Origin of the sequence: Ferranicluibacter rubi, assembly GCF_011603255.1 — a bacterium.
Lineage (GTDB): Bacteria > Pseudomonadota > Alphaproteobacteria > Rhizobiales > Rhizobiaceae > Ferranicluibacter > Ferranicluibacter rubi.
In genome coordinates, this window is record NZ_JAANCM010000001.1 from 248,666 (window position 1) to 264,713 (window position 16,048).

At 65.1% G+C, this 16,048-nt stretch carries 11 protein-coding genes; 1 reads left to right on the plus strand and 10 read right to left on the minus strand.

Annotation, left to right across the window (positions count from 1 at the left end):
- Nucleotides 1–104: 104 nt before the first annotated feature.
- Nucleotides 105–1,364, minus strand: a complete 1,260-nt coding sequence (locus G8E10_RS01225) for an amidohydrolase family protein (RefSeq protein WP_167126123.1) — start codon at nucleotides 1,362–1,364, stop codon at nucleotides 105–107.
- A gap of 263 nt (nucleotides 1,365–1,627) precedes the next feature.
- Between G8E10_RS01225 and G8E10_RS01230 the strand changes: the two genes are divergently transcribed.
- On the plus strand, nucleotides 1,628–3,208 hold the full coding sequence (locus tag G8E10_RS01230; protein ID WP_167127072.1) for a gamma-glutamyltransferase family protein: 1,581 nt from the start codon (nucleotides 1,628–1,630) through the stop codon (nucleotides 3,206–3,208).
- Here G8E10_RS01230 and cysG read toward each other — a convergent pair.
- The 9 genes from cysG to G8E10_RS01275 all read right to left on the minus strand — a co-directional run bounded on the left by cysG (nucleotide 3,201) and on the right by G8E10_RS01275 (nucleotide 15,830).
- Entirely contained in the window at nucleotides 3,201–4,763 is a 1,563-nt protein-coding gene (gene cysG, locus G8E10_RS01235) for a siroheme synthase CysG (protein ID WP_167126126.1), read from the minus strand. The two genes, G8E10_RS01230 and cysG, sit on opposite strands and share 8 nt — an antisense overlap.
- Nucleotides 4,735–7,440, minus strand: coding sequence for a nitrate reductase (locus G8E10_RS01240; protein WP_167126129.1), 2,706 nt, complete (start codon nucleotides 7,438–7,440; stop codon nucleotides 4,735–4,737). The genes cysG and G8E10_RS01240 overlap by 29 nt, the downstream gene beginning before the upstream one ends.
- Before the next feature lie 204 nt (nucleotides 7,441–7,644).
- Nucleotides 7,645–7,986 carry a nitrite reductase small subunit NirD gene (gene nirD / locus G8E10_RS01245; protein ID WP_110800598.1) on the minus strand — a complete coding sequence of 114 codons (342 nt, stop codon included), beginning with the start codon at nucleotides 7,984–7,986 and terminating at the stop codon, nucleotides 7,645–7,647.
- 56 nt (nucleotides 7,987–8,042) lie between these two features.
- A complete protein-coding gene (gene nirB / locus G8E10_RS01250; protein WP_167126132.1) occupies nucleotides 8,043–10,490 on the minus strand; it encodes a nitrite reductase large subunit NirB in 2,448 nt (815 codons plus the stop codon).
- A 13-nt stretch (nucleotides 10,491–10,503) separates the two neighbouring features.
- On the minus strand, nucleotides 10,504–11,301 hold the full coding sequence (locus tag G8E10_RS01255) for an ABC transporter ATP-binding protein (RefSeq protein WP_132663922.1): 798 nt from the start codon (nucleotides 11,299–11,301) through the stop codon (nucleotides 10,504–10,506).
- Between the two features lie 14 nt (nucleotides 11,302–11,315).
- Nucleotides 11,316–12,206: a nitrate ABC transporter permease gene (gene ntrB, locus G8E10_RS01260; RefSeq protein ID WP_132711469.1), complete on the minus strand. Its 891-nt coding sequence runs from the start codon at nucleotides 12,204–12,206 to the stop codon at nucleotides 11,316–11,318.
- 61 nt (nucleotides 12,207–12,267) lie between these two features.
- Nucleotides 12,268–13,560, minus strand: coding sequence for a CmpA/NrtA family ABC transporter substrate-binding protein (locus tag G8E10_RS01265; protein ID WP_167126135.1), 1,293 nt, complete (start codon nucleotides 13,558–13,560; stop codon nucleotides 12,268–12,270).
- Nucleotides 13,561–13,906: 346 nt separating this feature from the next.
- Nucleotides 13,907–15,199, minus strand: coding sequence for a CmpA/NrtA family ABC transporter substrate-binding protein (locus G8E10_RS01270; protein WP_167126138.1), 1,293 nt, complete (start codon nucleotides 15,197–15,199; stop codon nucleotides 13,907–13,909).
- 43 nt (nucleotides 15,200–15,242) lie between these two features.
- Nucleotides 15,243–15,830 carry an ANTAR domain-containing response regulator gene (locus G8E10_RS01275; protein WP_132446159.1) on the minus strand — a complete coding sequence of 196 codons (588 nt, stop codon included), beginning with the start codon at nucleotides 15,828–15,830 and terminating at the stop codon, nucleotides 15,243–15,245.
- Between the last annotated feature and the right edge of the window lie 218 nt (nucleotides 15,831–16,048).

Below are 16,048 nucleotides of genomic sequence, written 5' to 3' on the forward strand. Positions count from 1 at the left end.
GCGCGGGAACGCGGTCGATTGCGGTCGGGTTCGTCGATGTCTGGTCGGCTGTCGTCTTGTCGCTCATGGCGTGCTCCTTGTTCTCCCGTGGGACGTTTGCGCTTTCAGTGGCGTGAGACTGTCGAGATAGGACGGAAGAGCTGGGGTGGCGGGCGCTCGAAGGTCTGGCGGCCATTCTTCCAGGCGGCCGTGGCCGTTGCCGGGCCGGCGATGGCCTGCGCGGCGGAGGGGGCCGACAGGAGGACGAGGGTGGCGGGATCGCCGATGGCGGGCGGCAGGGCGTTCAGGCCGAGCAGGCGTTCCGCGTTGACCGTGATCATATCGAAAACGCCTGCGAGAGCCTGCTCCGTGCCCAGTTGCGCGACATTCGCGTAGAGATTGGCCATGCGCAGCAGCGAGACGTCGCCGAACGGGGTAAACGGGTTCAGCACATTGTTGGTGGAAATGGTGGTGAGCACGCCGAGGCTTGCGAGGCGGTGGGCCGGCGTGACGCCGCGGGGAACGAGATGCGTCGCGGCGCGGCCGGTGAGGAAGAGGTCGGTCGCCGGGAGGACGGTGACGGCGATGCCGGCTTCCGCGATCTTCCGGGCGATCTCCGCAAATGCCTCCGGCGGCAGCGCGGACAGTTTCGTGACATGGCCGACGGAGACCCGGCCCTGGTACCCGCGCCGGAGCGTCTCGGCGATGACCGTCGGCAGGTTGGAGCCTTCCGGGTCGAGATCAAAATCCAGATGAAAATCGACGGACACGCCGTGGCGTTCGGCAAGGTCGAAGATGGCGGCGATATGCGCCTGCGGATCGGGATCGGTATAGGGACAGCCGCCGACGAGATCGGCGCCGGACCGCAGCGCCGCATCCAGCATCTCCAGCGTGCCCGGATCGTTGGTCAGACCTTCCTGCGCGAAGGCGCAGATCTCGATGTCAATCAGCGCGCAGTAGTCGGCCCGGAGCTGCTTGATCGCCTCGAACGAGCGGAAGCCGGCGCGTCCGTCGATTTCGACGAAGGTGCGGATGCGGTTCGTGCCGTTGACGATCGCCTGCTCCACGACATCCGCGGCCCTTGCGTAGACGTCCGCCTGCGTAAAGGCGGCCTTGGCGCGCGAGGTCTCGGCCACGGCTTCGGCCAGCGTACCGGTGCAGAGCGTGCAACGGCCGATGATGCCGGCCTTGTCGAGATGCAGGTGGGTTTCCACAAGGCCGCGACAGAGGAGATGGCCCTCGGCATCGCGTTCCGGCGCGTCGCAGACGAAGGATCGCGTTGCGCTTTCGGCGATGCCGGCTATGACGCCGTTTTCGAACGCGATATCGGTTACGCCTTCCCTTCCCTGCAGGCGGGCATTGCGGATCACGAAATCGATGGTCATTGTTGCCTCGCGATCGCTCGGGTGCAGACCCCATAGCATTTCTTGTTCAGGCCGATTCACCTGAACAAGAAATGCTATAGATTCAAAGTGTAGAGCGACCTTTGCGCGTTCAGATGAACGCGTGGCGCTCTAGGGATCGGCGAACTTGAAACGGGTTTTCGCGGGAACGCAAGGCCGGAGATGGCGATGAATCGATGAGCGGGCAGCAGTCCACGGAAACGTTTGGGATGGCGGGCAAGGAACCTGCGCGCGGGCGCGACGGCATGGTCACCAGTCCGCATGTTCTGGCAAGCGAAGCCGGTGCACGGGTGTTGCGGGAGGGCGGCAATGCGCTGGAAGCCTGTATCGCGACAGGCGCTGCCATTGCCGTGCTCTACCCGCACTTCTGCGGTCTTGGCGGCGATGCCGTGTGGATCGTTGCCGATCCCGATGGCCGGCGGACCTGCTTTCTCGGCATCGGGCAGGCGGCGCGGCAACTGCCCGCGCGAAGCGGAAATGAGGCCGGCATTCCCCTTCGCGGTGCGGGCTCGACGCTGACCAGCGCCTGCGTGGTGGACAGCTGGGGGCATGCGCATGCCTACTCCGTGCGGCACTGGGGCGGAACGCGAACCTTCGCCAGCCTGCTGGACGATGCCGTCGGCTTTGCGAAGGACGGATTTCCGGTCACGGCGTCGCAGGCCTTCTGGCTCGACTTCCGCAAGGCGGAGGCCGTGAGCTGGCCGGGTTTTACCGAGGTTTTCATGCCCGGGGGTACTGCTCCGGAGGTTGGTGCGATCTTTCGCCAGCCGCAGCTTGCCCGCACGCTCGAACGGCTGGCGGAAGATGGGCCGCGTGCCTTCTACGAAGGGCTGCTGGCGCAGGCGATCGCAGACGGGTTGCGCGCGGCCGGATCTCCGCTGACAGCAGCGGATCTAGCAGAGACGCGAACGCGGGAAGAGGCACCGGCAAGCCTCGTCTATCGCGGCGTGGAACTGCTGGCGCCACCGCCACCGACGCAGGGCGTGACGACGCTCGCCATCATGGGCATTCTCGCGCATTTCGACCTAACCGAACTTGAGGCCGGAAGCGCCGATCACTTGCATCTCTGCGTCGAGGCCGTGAAGCAGGCCTTTCTCGACCGGCATGGGATTGCCGATCCCGACGTCAGCGAGCAGCGTGTCGATGCGATTCTCGACCCCGGCCATCTCGCCGCCCGGGCGCAGGCTATCGATATCGCCCAGGCTCAGGCCTGGCCGCATGTGTTTCGCACCGGCGACACCGTGTTCTTCGGCGCGACGGATGCCGAGGGGCGCAGCGTCAGCGTGCTCCAGAGCACCTATTTCGACTGGGGAAGCGGTGTGGTCGTGGGCGATACCGGCATTCTCTGGCAAAACCGGGGTGCCGCCTTCTCGCTCGATCCCGGCCATCCCAATGTGCTGGCGCCGGGCAAGCGGCCCTTCTACACGCTCAACCCCGGCATGGGCCTGCGCAACGGGCGCCCGACGCTCATCTACGGAACGCAAGGGGCCGACGGGCAGCCGCAGACGCTGGCCATGCTTCTCACCCGGCTGATCGATTTCGGCGAAGATCCGGCACAGGCGCTTGCCGGCCCGCGGTTTCTTCTCGGCAAGACCTTTTCCGACAGCCGCGACAGCCTGAAGCTCGAAGTGGATGCAGGCGAGGCGGTTTTCGAAACGCTTGCCTCACGCGGCCATTTGCTGTCGCCCCTGCCCGCGCAAAGCCCGATCGCCGGACAGGCGGGCATCATTCGGGTGAACGCGGATGGCACGCTCGACGGTGCGCATGATCCGCGTGGGGATGGCACCGCCATCGCCGTAAGCGATGATATGTCGCCGGCTAAATAGCGATCCGCTGTGGCTGGAAATCCGCACTGTCGTCCGGGGCCACTACATGGCTTTCAGCGGACGCCTTGGGAAAGACGCTGCCGACGCCGATGAGGACCGGATTGTCGTAGCCGATCTCGGAGATGCCGATGTGCATGGTCGATACCGTGCCATGCCAGCGCCGTTCCTCAGCCCGGCTGATGTTGGAGGCGATGACCACCGGCATGTCACCGGACATGCCCTCGGCCATCAGGCGCTCGGCAATGGCAGGGGCCGTGCGGCCGCCCATGTAGAAGACGGTCGTGGTGCGCGGGTCGGCGCAGGCGCGCCAGTCGACATCGGTCGGCAGGCAGCCCTTGCGCGAATGGCCCGTGATGAAGCGGACGGCGTGGGTGTGGTCGCGGTGGGTCAGGGACACGCCGAGGCGAGAGGCGAGCGCGCTGGCGGCGGTGATGCCGGGCACGACCTCCACCGGAATGCCGTGCGCCTGCAGGCAGGCGATCTCCTCGCCGGCCCGGCCGAACACCATGGGATCGCCGCTCTTCAGGCGCACCACGGTCTTGCCGGCCTTGGCAAAGGTGACCATCATCGCGTTGATGTCTTCCTGCTTGCAACTGGTGCGGCCGCCCCGCTTGCCGACCAGCATGCGCTTGGCCTCACGGCGTGCCAGCTCCAGCACATCGCCGGAGACGAGATCGTCGAACAGGATGACGTCTGCGGCCTGCAGCGCGCGGACGGCTTTCAAGGTCAGCAGTTCCGCATCGCCCGGGCCGGCGCCGACCAGCGTGACCTTGCCGAAACCGGGTCCACCGCGCGTCTCCTTGCGCCCGGCGGCCAGACGATCGGCTTCGGCCACGAGGTCCGCGGCACTTTCGGGTGTCGGCACGCTGGTGAAAGCCCGATCGACGAAGCGCTCCCAGAAGGCACGCCGCTCCGGGCCCGGATGCAGACGCGCACTGACAGCGTCGCGGAGCGACTGGGCCAGCATCGACCAGCCCTTGATGCTCTGCGGCAGCAGCGTCTCGATGCGGCGGCGGATCGCCTGCGCCAGGATCGGCGCGGCGCCATCGGTGGAGATCGCGACGACGACCGGTGAGCGGTTGACGATGGAGCCGAACTGGAACTGGCAGAACGCCGGCTTGTCGATGACGTTGACCGGCACGCCGGCAGCGACCGCGGCCTCGTAAAAGGCGCGCGCCTCGTCTTCCTCCTCGCAATCGGCAATGGCGAGAGCGGCACCGGGCATGATGCCTGCGGTCCACGCCTGTGGATGGTGGACGAAGGTGCCACGCGCCCGACCTGCCGCGCTGTCTTCAGCATGAAGCAGGAGCATATCGGCAAAGACGTCGCAAAGCGTGTCGTCGGGTGCGTAGACGTGAACCTCCGCGCCGCAGGCCGCGAGAAGTTCGGCCTTCCAGCACGCGCCTTCCGTGCCGCCGGCAAGGACGACGCGTTTGCCTTCCAGACCCCAGAAGACGGGAAGCTTTGCCAGCGCCTCGACGCGAGGGGTAGACCTTGAGGGCAAACCCTCGCAGGAGACGGTAGCGTTATTCGGCAGCAGCGATACGCGTTCCATTGAGGATCTCCCTGATCTCTGCGCGGCAGGAGCCGCAGTTTGTGCCTGCGTTGAGGGCTTTGCCGATGGCTTCGACCGTGCAGCATCCGCCGGCCGCCGCGGTGACGATCTGGTTGATGCCGACGTTGAAGCAGGAACAGACCGTGGCGCCGGGATCGACCGCCTCGGCGCCCGGGCGGCCCGCGACGACCGCAAAGCGGCGCCGCAGATCGGAATGGACGGCGCCGAGTTGGGCAATGGCCCAGTTTCTGGCGACGGCCACGGGGCGCGGGCTGAGGAAGACGGCGCCGAGCAGCCGCTCGCCATCGAAGAAGGCCAGCCGGATATGGCCGGTGACGGCATCGCGGTAGCCGAGGGGTTCAAGTCCGGGGGGAATGCCGAGCGTTTCGACACTCCACCCGGTCCAGTCGCGATCCTGCACCCCGCCCTCCTCCCCGAGAGGCAGGGGTGCAGCCGCAAACTCCATCCGCCAGCCACCGGCAGCCCGGGCAAGAGCGTGATAGGCGAGCGGATGAGAGGAGGATTTGGAGATTTCGGGCTTTTCGACCGAGATGGCAAAGCCGTAGAGCCCGACATCGAGCTTGGCGGCAGCGACGGCGACATGCTTGGAGGCGGGCTGACCGGACACGGGATCCACCAGCCCCGGCACCAGCGCATCGATGCGGGCGGCGGAGGCGAACTGGTCGTTCCAGTGCATGGGCGCAAACAGGTGCCCCGGCTTCTGGCGCGGGGTTACGAGGGCGCGCAGCACCGCCCGTCCCTGCGGGCTTTCCAGCACCACGAGGTCGGCCGGCGTCAGACCGAGCGCCTTGGCATCGTCGGGGTGGATCTCCACGAAGGGTTCGGCGAAATGCGCGGTCAGGCGCGCTGTCTTGCCGGTGCGCGTCATCGTGTGCCACTGGTCGCGAATACGGCCGGTATTGAGCGCAAACGGATGTGCCGCTGTCGTCCGTTGATCCCGGGCGGGGATGACGGGCACGAAGCGCGCCCGGCCATCCGGATGGTAGAAGCGACCGTCTGCGAAGAAACGGCTGTCGGCCGCATTCGGGGCCGTGCCGGCTGGCTGTGGCCACTGGAAGGGCGCGAGCGCGTCGTAGGTATCCACCGTGATATCGGCATGGGCGCCGATGTCGAAATCGCGGTTTCCCTCGTTCTCAAAGGCGGAGAGTGCGGCGTGCTCGGCAAAGACGGCGGCAGGGCCGGCAAAATCAAAAGCTGTATCAAAGCCCATGCGCCGGGCGACCTCAGCCATCTGCCACCAGTCGGCTTTCGCCTCGCCCGGTGCGCTCAGAAACGCCCGCTGGCGCGAGATGCGGCGTTCGGAATTGGTGACCGTGCCGTGCTTTTCGCCCCAGCCGAGCGATGGCAGCAGCACATGGGCGTGCGCCGTCGTATCGGTCTCGGCCATGACGTCGGAGACGACGACGAAGGGACAGGATACCAGCGCCGCCCGTACGAGATCTGCTTCGGGCATGGAGACGACGGGGTTGGTCGCCATGATCCAGATCGCCTTCACCCGGCCATCCGCGACGGCGCGGAAGAGATCGACGGCCTTCAGGCCCTGCTTGTCGGCGATGACAGGCGACTGCCAGAAGCGCTGGACCGTGTCGCGATCCTCCGCACGCTCGATCGCCATATGAGCGGCGAGCATGTTGGCAAGGCCTCCGACCTCACGTCCGCCCATGGCATTCGGCTGGCCGGTCAGCGAGAACGGCCCCATGCCGGGCCTGCCGATGCGGCCGGTGGCGAGGTGACAGTTGATGATGGCATTGACCTTGTCGCTGCCGGAAGAAGACTGGTTGACCCCTTGGCTGTAGCAGGTGACGACGCGCTCGCTGGCCGCAAACAGCGCGTAGAAGGCTTCGATATCCGCTGCATCGAGCCCCGTGCTTTCCGCCACGTCGGCGATGCCGAGATCTGCGACGTGGGAGAGGGCCGCATCGAAGCCTTGCGTGTGATCGTCGACGAAAGCCCGGTCGAGCATGCCTCTCGTGGCAAGATCGGCGAGCAGGCCGCCGAACAAGGCCGTGTCGCCGTCGGGCAGAATCGACAGGTGCAGGTCGGCGATATCGCTCGTCGCGGTGCGGCGCGGATCGATGACGACCACCTTCATCTGCGGCCGCGCGGCCTTGGCAGTGGCGAGGCGCTGGTAGATGACCGGGTGGCACCAGGCGAGGTTGGAGCCGGTGAGGACGACGAGATCGGCAAGCTCGATATCCGCATAGGTGCCCGGCACCGTATCCGACCCGAAGGCACGCCGATGGCCGGCAACCGAGGAGGACATGCAGAGGCGGGAATTGGTGTCGATGTTCGCCGAGCCGATGAACCCCTTCATCAGTTTGTTGGCGACATAATAGTCCTCGGTCAGGAGCTGGCCCGAGACATAGAAGGCGACCGAGTCCGGTCCGTGCTGCCGAATGGTGTCAGCGAACGTCGTGGCAACGAGATCCAGCGCCGCATCCCAGGATGCAGGCGCGCCTGATATGTGCGGCGTGAGCAGGCGACCGTCGAGATCGATGGTTTCGGCGAGCGCCGAGCCCTTGGAGCAGAGCCGGCCGAAGTTCGCCGGATGATCGGGATCGCCCCGCACCGAAACCGCACCGGTCTCCTCGACGCGAGCGATGACGCCGCAGCCGACACCGCAATAGGGACAGGTGGTCTTGGTTTCTACGGGCATCGATATTTCCCAAGGTTGACGCGAGGGGTAGCCCCTCATCCGGCTGCCGCCACCTTCTCCCCGCAAGCGGGGAGAAGGGATTTGTGGCACGGGCTCAGACTCGATCATGAGCCTTCGAGATAGAAGCAAGCGCTTGCCGCATGTCCCTTCTCCCCGCCTGCGGGGAGAAGGTCCCGGCAGGGAATGAGGGGCTGATACCGGCCCCTATTCCGCCGCGACCAGGAGACTGAGAGTATCGACCGCGATCGACAGGAGGCCGTCGCGGTTGCGGATGGGGATGGTGCGAACCTCGCCTTCGTCGGCACCCTGCGCCTGACCGGTTTCGAGCGAGATCACCATGTTGTGCAGCGGGCACGTGACAGATGTGCCGTGGACGATGCCCTGCGATAGGGGGCCGGCCTTGTGGGGGCAGCGGTCCTCCATCGCAAAGACCTGATCGTCCGCCGTGCGGAAGACGGCGATGCGGCCCTGGGGCGTACGGACGCAGCGGGCACCGCGCAGGGGAATGTCGTGAATCGTGCCGATATCGACCCAGTTGACGCCCAAACCAGCCTCGAAACCGGCCGCATCGCTTTCCCGGATGTTCTTCGTTTCCATCGCCATCACTCCGCCGCTTCCGCCATGCCGACGACGGCCATGGGTTTGAACTCGTGCTTGTCCTTGCCGGAAACGCGCTCCGACCAGGGATCGACCTGTGCGAATGTCTGGGAGAAGACGAAGCGGTCGAAATAGCCCTTGCGCTTTTCCGCGTCGCCCATGATCTGGCGGCGGATTTCGTCCAGCCCGACGCGCTTTGCCCATTTGTAGATGCGCTCGAGGTAGCGGCCCTGCTCGCGGTACATCTGCGCCAGCGCCACGATGTGTTCGAGGGCTTCGTCTTCGGTGGCGACGAGGCCCAGCACTTCGGTGCCCTTGATGTCGAGGCCGGCAGCGCCTGCAAAATGGATCTCGTAGCCACTATCGACGCAGATGACGCCGATGTCCTTGCAGGTCGCTTCCGCGCAGTTGCGCGGACAGCCGGACACGGCGAGCTTCAGCTTGGCCGGTGTCCAGGAGCCCCACATGAACTTCTCCAGCCGGATTCCGAACCCGGTCGAATCCTGCGTGCCGAAGCGGCACCAGTCCGTGCCCACGCAGGTCTTCACGGTACGAAGACCTTTGGCATAGGCCTGCCCCGAGACGAAGCCGGCCTTGCCGAGATCCGCCCAGACGGCCGGCAGGTCTTCCTTGTGGATGCCTAGAAGGTCGATGCGCTGCCCGCCGGTCACCTTGACCATGGGGATCTCGAACTTGTCGACCACGTCGGCGATGGCGCGCAGTTCGCCAGCATTGGTGACCCCGCCCCACATTCTGGGAACGACGGAATAGGTGCCGTCCTTCTGGATGTTGGCGTGGACGCGTTCGTTGATGAAGCGCGACTGGTAGTCGTCGGCATACTCATCCGGCCAGTCGCAGACGAGATAGTAGTTGAGCGCCGGCCGGCACTTGGCGCAGCCGCAGGAGGTCTTCCACTCCAGTTCCTGCATGACGGCCGGAATGGTCTTGAGCCCCTTGGCGACGATCAGGCGGCGCACGTCGTCGTGGCCGAGATCGGTGCACTTGCACATGGGCTGGACGGCCGCCGGGTTGTAGCTGTCGCCGAGCGTCAGCACCATCAGCTGCTCGACGAGGCCGGTGCAGGAGCCGCAGGAGGCGGAGGCCTTGGTATGGGCGCGCACGTCGTCGAGCGACGTCAGGCCCTTGGCGTTGATCGTGCCGACGATCTTGCTCTTACAGACGCCGTTGCAGCCGCAGATTTCCGCATCATCCGGCAAGGCTGCAACGGCCGCCGTAGGGTCCAGCGGGCTGCCCCCCTGATAGGCCTGGCCGAAAATAAGGGTATCGCGCATCTCGGAGATGTCGGTTCCCCGTTTGATCATGTCGAAGAACCAGGCGCCGTCGGCCGTTTCTCCGTAGAGAACGGCACCGACGATGCGATTGTCCTTCAGCACGAGGCGCTTGTAGACGCCGGCGGTGGCGTCGCGCAGCACGATCTCCTCGCGGTCCTCGCCTTCGGCGAAGTCGCCGGCCGAGAACAGGTTGATGCCGGTGACCTTGAGCTTGGTGTTGACGACGGAGCCCCGATACTCGGACGCGCCGCCGATCAGCCGATCCGCGAGTGTCTTCGCGCTTTCGTAGAGCGGTGCGACGAGGCCGTAGCAGACGCCGCGGTGCTCGGCGCATTCGCCGAGCGCGTAGATCGAGCCGTCCGACGTCATCATGCCGTCGTCCACCACGATGCCGCGATTGGTGACGACGCCTGCATCCTTGGCGAGCTGGGCTGCCGGGCGGATGCCGACGGCCATCACGACGATGGTGCCTTCGATCACCCGGCCGTCTTCAAGCTCGATGCCCTCGACCTTGTCCTCGCCGACGATGCGCTTGGTGTTCGCCTTGGTGATGATCTCGATGCCGCGATCGTTCAGGGCCTTTTCAAGCAGGTAGGCCGCCGGCGGATCGAGCTGGCGCTCCATGATGGTGGGCATGATGTGGATGACGGTGACATCCATGCCCTGGCGCTTGAGACCGTAGGCGGCCTCAAGCCCGAGCAGGCCGGCGCCGATGACGATGGCACGACCGCCGCGCTTGGTGGCATCGAGCATCTTCTCGACATCGTCCAGATCGCGATAGGCCAGCACGCCGGGCAGCGTGTGTCCCGGCACGGGGATGATGAAGGGCAGCGAGCCAGTCGCGATGACCAGCTTGTCGTAGCTCTCGGTGACGCCGTTCGCCGAGGTCACGGTCTTGGCGGTGCGGTCAATGCCGGTGACCTTCGCGCCCTTGTGCAGCGTCACGCCGTGGCGGGCGTACCAGTCGTCGCCATGGATGACGATGTCTTCGTAGAGCTTCTCGCCGGAGAGGACCGGCGACAGCATGATGCGGTCGTAGTTGACGCGCGGCTCGGCGTTGAAGATCACGACGTCGTAGAGGCCGGGGGCCTGTTCGAAGAGTTCTTCCAGCATGCGGCCGGGCGCCATGCCGTTGCCGATGATGACCAGTTTCTGTTTCATGTCATCCTCTCCTTCAAGCGGCTTCCACGAGGCGGTGGCGCTCGTAGAGGAATTTCAGGACGGCTTCCCGGCACTTCAGGTAGCTGCGGTCGGTGGCCAGCTCGATGCGGTTGCGCGGGCGGGCGATCGGCACGTCGAGGATCTCGCCGATGCGGGCCGCCGGGCCGTTGGTCATCATGACGATGCGGTCGGAGAGCAGCACGGCCTCGTCCACGTCGTGCGTGATCATCAGCACGGTGTTGCCGAGTTTCGCATGGATCTGCATGACCTGATCCTGCAGGTGGGCGCGGGTGAGCGCATCGAGCGCGCCGAAGGGCTCGTCGAGCAACAGCACCTTCGGCTCCATGGCGAGCGCACGGGCGATGCCGACACGCTGCTTCATACCGCCGGAGACTTCGGACGGCTTCTTGTCCTTCGCATGGGTCATCTGCACAAGATCGAGATTGCGCATGACCCAGTCATGGCGTTCCGCCTTCGACTTCTTGCGGGAGAAGACCTTGTCGACGGCAAGCGACACGTTTTCGTAGACGGTGAGCCAGGGAAGAAGCGAGTGGTTCTGGAAGACCACCGCGCGCTCCGGGCCGGGCTCGGAGACTTCCTTATTTTCGAGCAGCACCGCACCGCTGGTGACTTTGGTCAGGCCGGCGACGAGGTTGAGCAGCGTGGACTTGCCACAGCCGGAATGACCGATGATCGAGATGAACTCGCCCTTTTCGACGCCGAGCGAGACCTGCTTGAGGACTTCGGAGACCTGGCCGTTGCGCTCGAACGACTTGTCGACCAGTTCGATGGAGAGATAGCTTTTTGCCATGGGAACGTCCTCCTTCAGGCCGTTGCGGTGCCGCGGGTGACCAGGCGGCCGATGAATGCGATGAAGCGATCGAGGAAGAAGCCGACGACGCCGACGTAGATAAGGGCGACGATGATGTCGCTGATGAGCGACGAATTCCACGCATCCCAGATGAAGAAGCCGATGCCGACGCCGCCGATGAGCATCTCTGCCGCGACGATGGCGAGCCACGACAGGCCGATGCCGATGCGCAGGCCCGTGAAGATGTAGGGAGCGGCGGCCGGCAACATGATCTTGGCGAAATATTCGAACTGGTTAAGGCGCAGCACCTTGGCGACGTTCTGGTAGTCCTGCGGGATATTGCGGATACCGACGGCGGTGTTGATGATGACCGGCCAGACCGCGGTGATGAAGATGACGAAGATCGCCGAGGGATTGCCGTCCCGGAAGGCGGCGAGCGATAGCGGCAACCAGGCAAGCGGCGGCACGGTGCGCAGGATCTGGAAGATCGGGTCGAGACCCTTCATGGCCCACTGGCTTTGCCCGACGAGCACGCCCATGGCGATGCCGACGACGGCGGCGATGGCATAGCCGACCGCCACGCGCTGAAGGCTGGCCATGATGTGCCAGGCCATGCCCTGATCGGTGCCCTGACCGATGTAGAAGGGGTGGACGATGAGATCCCAGCTCTCGGCCATCACCCGGGTCGGAGATGGCAGGCTCGATGTCGGGGAGGAACAGATGAGCTCCCAGGCGGCCAGCAGCACGAGCAGCGTGACGAGCGGCGGCACGAGATCACCTGCAATGGCCGAGAGGCGCCGCATGAGCTGCGATGGGGCCGGACGCTTGGCCGGCGCGGAGAAGGTGACGACCTGGGCGCTCGGCTTTGCCTTGGCGGGGGCCGTGTTCAGATTGGTGACGGACATGCCGGTCTCCTGAGAATGAGGGTTGCAGCCGACGCCACCAGCGCCGGCCCATCGGGTCCGGTCAGGCGAAGCGCTTGATCGACAGGCTCTGCAGGTAGGCTTCCGGGTTTGCCGGGTCGAAGGTCTTGCCGTCGAAGAAGGTCTCGAGCCCACGCGATGTGGAGGCGGGCACGTCGGTGATGCCGAGATCCTTGGCGGCGGCGCGCCAGATGTCCTCGCGGTTGACCTTGGAGATCAGCGCCTTGATGTCGGTGTCCGGTGCATATTTGCCCCAGCGCATATCCTCGGTCAGGAACCAGGCGTCATGGCTCTGGTAAGGGTAGGAAGCGTGGTCGGCCCAGAACTTCATGAGGTGCGGGCTCTGGTCGACCACCTTGCCGTTGCCGTAGTCGTACTGACCCTTCAGGCGGCCGACGATGTCCTTGGCCGGCACGTTGAACCAGGCACGCTTGCCGATGATGGCGGCCAGCTCGTCCTTGTTGGCCATGTCGTCGCACCATTGCTGGGCTTCCATGATGGCCATGGTCAGCGCCTTGGCGGCATTCGGGTTGGCTTCGACCCAGTCGCTGCGCATCGCGAAGGATTTTTCGGGGTGCTTGTCCCAGATCTCGGCCGTGTTGACCGCGGTGTAGCCGATGCCCTGGTTGACCAGCTGCGCATTCCACGGCTCGCCGACGCAGAAACAGTCCATGGTGCCGACCTTCATGTTGGCGACCATCTGCGGCGGGGGAACGACGATGGTTTCGACATCCGTATCCGGATCGATGCCGCCAGCGGCCAGCCAGTAGCGGATCCAGAGATCGTGCGTTCCGCCGGGGAAGGTCATTGCGACCTTGGCAGCCGTGCCCTCGGCCTTCTTCTTGGCGAAAACTTCCTTCAGCACGCCCGAGTCGATGCCGACCTTCAAATCCGCATAGGCCGAGCCGACGGAGATCGCCTGGGCATCGAGGTTGAGCCGGGCGAGGATGGACATGGGCAGCGGCTGGTTGTTCTGGGTCACCTTGCCGGCCGAGATGAGGTAGGGCATGGGGGTGAGGATATGCGCGCCGTCGATGCCGTTGCCGGCCGAGCCGAGCACCAGATTGTCGCGCGTTGTGCCCCAGGACGCCTGCTTGACGACATTCACCTCGGTCATGCCGTGCTTGTCGAAGAAGCCCTTTTCCTTGGCGATGATCAGTGGCGAGCTGTCCGTCAGCGCGATGAAGCCGAGCGTTGCCTTGGTGGTTTCCGGCCCTGCGCCTTGCGCAAAGGCGCCACTGGGGAAAGCAGCCTTCATGGCCGTGAGGAGCGCTGCGGTGGCCGTGGTCTTGAGGATCGAGCGGCGGCTCAGGGACGGGGTCGGAATGCGGGTCATCGAAGGATATCCTCTGGTGAAACGGGCGGAAGCGGGGAAATTTCGGCACAAAAAAACGCCGCTCGGAAAATGCATCTCAAGGAGCCTGAAGCTCCGGAGCAAAAACCTTGCGACGTCGGTGTCATTGGGTGAGCGCGTCTTGCGCTCTTTCGCTTCAATCGCCGTTGACTGAGCAGTGTCTTACAAGCAAGTGGCGTGCCAAGTGCTGGAAACCTGATCAACAGATTGTTTCAAATAGAAAATCATGATCGTGCTTGAAATATAACCAATCTGCTCTTTGCTTATCTTCTAGCCACATGCCTGCAACGCAGCGAAATGCATGCATCGCAAAACGGCATCGTCACCATCAGGCGTCGTCGCTGAAGGAGCCCGCAACCCGCTCGTAGCGGACGGGAAAGGCGGCGACATAATCCGGGATGGCCTGAGGATCGAAGGTGAAGCCATCCATGAAGCGGTCGCCGAAGGATGTCCCTTCCGCCCTGAGATCGGCATCGGCGGGGCCTGTACCCAAAGCGGCGCGATAGAGATCGGGCCGGTAGGCCGAGAGGGCCTTTTCCGCCAGCGCCGGCGACCACTCGGCCTGCCCCCAGCGGAGCATTTGGCTATAGGTCCAGAGCGCGTGGCTCGGCCGGGGATAGTTCGCAAAGCCGCCATGGAAGGTGAAGTAATCCGGGATCACCCGACGCTCGCCGGTATCATCGAGGCTGAACTCGCCGGCGAGCACCCGGCGGATGATATCGACCGGAGCGGCGATGTAGTTCGGCTGCGCGAGAAGCGCTGCGAGTTCGTCGTGGTTTTCGCCCCTGTCGCACCACCGGGCGGCGGCATCCAGCGCGACCAGCAGGCGGGACACGGTTTCGGGATGGCTCTCCGCCCAGTCCGGCCGCATGCCGATGACCTTTTCGGGCGCCGACGGCCAGATGTCCTGTTTGGCGGCGACGATGCGGCCGACGCCGCGTTCAGACGCCACCATATTCCAGGGCGCCCCGACGCAGAAGCCGTCGATGGCGCCTGCGGCCAGCGCATCGGAGGTCAACGGCGGGGGAACGACGACGAGCTTCACGTCGAGGTCCGGATCGATGCCGCCGGCGGCGAGCCAGTAGCGGAACTCGTAATTGTGAGACGAGAACGGATAGGTCATTCCGAAGGTGGGCGGCGCCTCGCCGGCATCCCGCATCCCGTCGAGAACGCGGCGGAGCACCCTTGCATGCGCGAGCGCATCGGCGCCTTCCGGCGCGCCTGCGTCGCGCATGCGGGCAAAGAGCCGGGTCGAGAGCGTTATGGCATTGCCGCCGCGCCCCAGCGAAAACGGCGTGATCGTCGGCGACGGATTGGAGCCGAGCCCCAGCATGGAGGCAACGGGCATCGGCGAGAGCATATGGGCAATGTCGAACTGGCGAAATGCCAGGCGGTCCCGCACATTGGCCCAGGACACGTCCCGCACGAGGTCGAGCGCCAGTCCCTCGCGGGCCGCGAAACCAAATTCGGCCGCCGCAATCAGCACGGAAGCATCGACAAGCGGAATGAAGCCGGCCCTGAGGACGCGTGCACCCTCGCTCTTCGCACCGCGTGCCGGTGCCGCAAGGGCAGCGCCGGGCGCCGCAGACGCTGCGCCGGGGGAGATCAGCGTTGTCGTCATGGGCGTATCCTCCGGTCTGTGGGGCGGCAGCGGAACGCAGCGATCATGTCAGCAGACCCGCCGCCGTCACGACGCTTTGCGCGATATCGGCGATCTTCTTCTTCTCGTTCATGGCGGTCTGCCGCAACAGGGTGAACGCCTCCTCCTCGGAGAGACCGCGCATCTTCATCATGATGCCCTTGGCGCGTTCCACGACCTTGCGCTCCTCGAGCGCGGATCTCGCTTCCGCTAGTTCCCGCTGCAGCCTGGAGAACGCGTTGAACCGGCTGACGGCCATGTCGAGGATCGGCTTCACCCGCTCCTTGCGCAGCCCATCGACGATATAGGCGGAAACGCCGGCATCGACGGCCGCCTCGATCGAGGCCGTATCCGAACGATCGACGAACATGGCGATCGGGCGGCTGACGGTGCGGGTCAGCTGGAAGAGATGCTCCATCATGTCCCGGTTCGGATTTTCGAGGTCGATGATGATGACATCCGGCTTCAGCGTCTCGATAATCCGGGCAACGCCGTTGACCTCGTGGATCACCGTGACCTTGAGATGCCCGGCCTCGCGCAGGCCCTCCTCGATGATCGAGGACCGGATGGCATTTTCATCGATGACGAGGATCGTGAGATCGGCGTGGCGCATTCGCCTATTCTTGTGCAGCGCAACAGAATGCGCAAGCGCTCCTGTGCCAAGATTTCGGGATGCCGACGGGCGGCGCGTCTTCGGGCTTGCTCGCGACCGGACAATAATTGTAACGGTGTGTTCGAAACGGCAGGGATACAGTGTCCGCCTGGGCTCGCAGGCGCCGTGACAGACGGCGCTTGGCGCCTCGAGACGGACGTATCGAGCGAGCTGTTTCG